Source organism: Streptomyces hilarionis, assembly GCF_024539675.1.
Taxonomy (GTDB): Bacteria; Actinomycetota; Actinomycetes; order Streptomycetales; family Streptomycetaceae; genus Streptomyces; species Streptomyces hilarionis.
This window is the reverse complement of record NZ_JAHHIT010000733.1, coordinates 1-268: the sequence shown is the minus strand read 5'-3', so window position 1 is coordinate 268 and position 268 is coordinate 1. Positions and strand designations below refer to the sequence as shown.

Sequence of the window (268 nt, the reverse complement as noted above, 5' to 3'; positions counted from 1 at the left end):
GACCAACGTTCCCGGCGTCTACGCCGCGGGCGACTGCGCCGAAGCGTTCGACAAGGTGTCGGGCACGACCATCGTCAGCGCCATCCAGCCCAACGCGGCGGAGCAGGCGCGCGTCGCGGCGCTCAACATGGTGGGCCAGCGCGCGGTGCTGCGCGGGGTGACGCAGATCAACGTGCTCGACACGCTCGGGCTCATCTCGGCGAGCTTTGGCAACTGGCAGGGCGTGCCCGGCGGCGAGCGCGTCGAGCGCATCGACCCGGCACAGCAC

At 71.6% G+C, this 268-nt stretch carries 1 pseudogene; it reads left to right on the top strand.

The features are described 5' to 3' along the window. Positions 1 to 268 (top strand): annotated as a pseudogene (locus KMS84_RS44590) (hypothetical protein); the annotation flags it as partial.